3 protein-coding genes and 1 pseudogene are annotated in these 2,506 nt (G+C 59.3%); all 4 read right to left on the bottom strand.

The features are described 5' to 3' along the window. The coding region (locus A3754_RS28670) for a hypothetical protein (RefSeq protein WP_231880779.1) at window positions 1-250 on the bottom strand (250 nt) is incomplete at its 3' end. 179 nt (window positions 251-429) lie between these two features. Further along, the gene (gene hemH / locus A3754_RS24570; protein WP_063521601.1) at window positions 430-1,521 is read right to left on the bottom strand and encodes a ferrochelatase; all 1,092 of its coding nucleotides are present in this window, start codon (window positions 1,519-1,521) and stop codon (window positions 430-432) included. 132 nt (window positions 1,522-1,653) lie between these two features. Further along, window positions 1,654-2,055 (bottom strand): thioesterase family protein, encoded by a 402-nt coding sequence (locus A3754_RS24575; RefSeq protein WP_063521602.1) that lies wholly within the window; start codon window positions 2,053-2,055, stop codon window positions 1,654-1,656. A gap of 86 nt (window positions 2,056-2,141) precedes the next feature. Next, window positions 2,142-2,506 (bottom strand): annotated as a pseudogene (locus A3754_RS28285) (hypothetical protein); the annotation flags it as partial.

Here is a 2,506-nt window from a genome sequence, read left to right on the forward strand (position 1 = left end):
CGTCCGTATCATGCCGAACATCACACAGGGTGAGCGCGGACGCGCCACGGCTGTCGGACTTTGCAAGGGCGCGGCTACTCTGATAACCGCCCAGTCGCTGGTCGTTCTCCCTATTCAGCATCAACAGTTGAGCGGATTGCCCACCGCTCAATACACTGATCCGGTCCAGGCAATCCTGCCATCCATCTCTTTGATGCGCCGCGAAATAAATCGCGTCCATAATCTCTGCCAGATCCTTGTCCCGCGACACCCCGGTTCCTCCCTATCTCTTGAGGTTCAGAGTAATCAGGCAGCGCTATCCGCGCATCCCCCAAATGGGGGACTGACAGCAAAACGCCCGCATAGGCGGGCGTTTGAGGCAAGGAAGGGCGATATGAGCGAGGGAGCCAGCCTGAAAGACTGAGTACGCAAGGAGTTATTCAAGGTTCCCTAACGGTCCGCGCCCTGTTGGCGGGCTCGCTGCTGTCGCTCTCTCAGGCCCACGGCGTCATTTTCCAACAGCTCCCAGCCCTGAAGATTATCTTCGATAAGCTGAGTCAGGGCATCCAGGTGCGCCGGCTCGGCATTCATGGCAGAGATATAGGCAAAAGACTCGCCACCGGCCGCCTCGAAGTAACCCCGGTTCTCCTCATCGATTTCCTCTACCGTTTCCAGGCAATCCGCAGAAAAGCCGGGGCAAAAAACCTGCACGGATTTCACGCCCTGCCCGGGCAGGGATTTCAGGGTGGCGTCGGTGTAAGGCTGCAGCCATTCTTCCCGCCCGAAACGAGACTGGAACGTCGTCATCCATTGATCATCGGCAAGCCCCAGTGCCTCGGCCAGCAGCCGTGAGGTTTTGTGGCATTCACAGAAGTACGGATCTCCCTTCAACAGGAAGCGTTTGGGCACACCGTGATAACTGAAGACCAATTTGTCTGCGGCGCCATGCTGCTTCCGGTAGGCCGCAATGTGGCCGGCCATGGCCTGAATATAAGGCGGGTAATCCGGGTAATGGCTGATAAAACGCAGGTCCGGCAACCAGCGCCGCTGCATGAAATCCCGTGCCACCGCATCGAAGGTTGAGGCGTTGGTGGACGCCGAGTACTGCGGGTACAGGGGCAGCACCAACAACTGGCGCACACCATCGTCTTCCATGGCCTGCAGCTGACTGGCGATGGATGGATTGCCATAACGCATGGCAAGACGCACCACCACACCGTCACCGTATTTCTGCTGCAGACGCGCCCGGATGCCATCCGCCTGGTCCTGGCTGTGCACCAGCAGCGGCGAGCCCCTTTCCGTCCATACACCTTTATACGCCTGGGCGGAGCGACGCGGGCGAATCACCAGGATCACCATGTTAAGAATGAAGAACCAGATAACCCGGGGAATTTCCACCACCCGGGTATCGGACAAGAACTCGCGCAGGTAACGACGCAGAGCGCCGGCTTCTGGCGCATCCGGGGTGCCCAGATTGGTGATCAGCACACCGATTTTATCGGGTTGCTGATGGTCAAAGTTTTCTTGTCCCTGATAGGCCATGAAGTGATCTCACTCGGTTGCCATTCTGATAGAGGGGGAGCTCGACTCGCCCCCAGGCTACTATGCCCGTTAGTGTAGCGGCATCACGTCAAGACGCCATGGCCGCCAGGCTATCAGCACCACAGGAAAGCATTACTCCGGGAGCACGCCTTCATGGCGCGCCAGTTCCTCACGAAACGCATCCGGAACCGGTGCCGACGCCTGCTTTTCATGATCAAAATACACCTGAACCGCCCGCCCGCGAGCCACCAGGGCACCGTTCTGCCAGGCCTGCTGGGTAACCACAAAGGAGCTGTTGCCAATGCGTTCAATACCGGTACGCAGGGTCACATCACTGCCGTAGTAAATCTGGGCAACGAAATCGACTTCGACACGGGCAAGAATCAACGGCAGCGAGGCCGGATTACGGCCGCCACCGAAAAGCTGAAACAGCGGCGCTCGGCCCGTTTCGAACCAACCCGTAACAACCGTGTTGTTCACGTGGCCGAAGGCGTCAGTTTCATAAAAGCGGGGAGTGACGGTTTGTTCAAACATGACCGGATCCGATACAAGGAAGGGGCTGCCATAATACCCATGGCGCCCCACAAATCGAACCCTTGCTCCAGACGAAAGCGGCTACCTCAACTGCCCTGCAGGTGATCCAGATCCGCCCGCAGCTTCTTGACGGTTTCCTCCCGGGTGTACTGCTCCACCTGCAACTGCTCTACCCGCGCCATCAACGCCAGGATGCTCTCACTGGCACGCTCCATGGTTTCCCCCATCTCGCTGGATTGCCCCGCGCCACCCTCCAGCGCCTGCAACTCTTGATCCTGGGCCTCCAGCTGCTGGCGCGCCCGGCGTAGCTGGTCAGAGGCGTCGCTTAACGCACGCTGCTCCTCCAGCAGCGTCCGTCGCAGCCGATCCAGCATTGTCTGGTACGCGTCGCTCCCCACCGCAATCTGTTGCCAGTCGGCGAAACGCTCCCGTAACAGGGAGGCCGGCAGCC

The sequence above is a fragment of the Alcanivorax sp. HI0083 genome (assembly GCF_001635175.1).

Excerpts from the sequence above, each read along its gene's own strand:
- hemH (WP_063521601.1), bottom strand. The coding sequence starts at position 1,521 with ATGGCCTATCAGGGACAAGAAAACTTTGACCATCAGCAACCCGATAAA.
- A3754_RS24575 (WP_063521602.1), bottom strand. The coding sequence starts at position 2,055 with ATGTTTGAACAAACCGTCACTCCCCGCTTTTATGAAACTGACGCCTTC.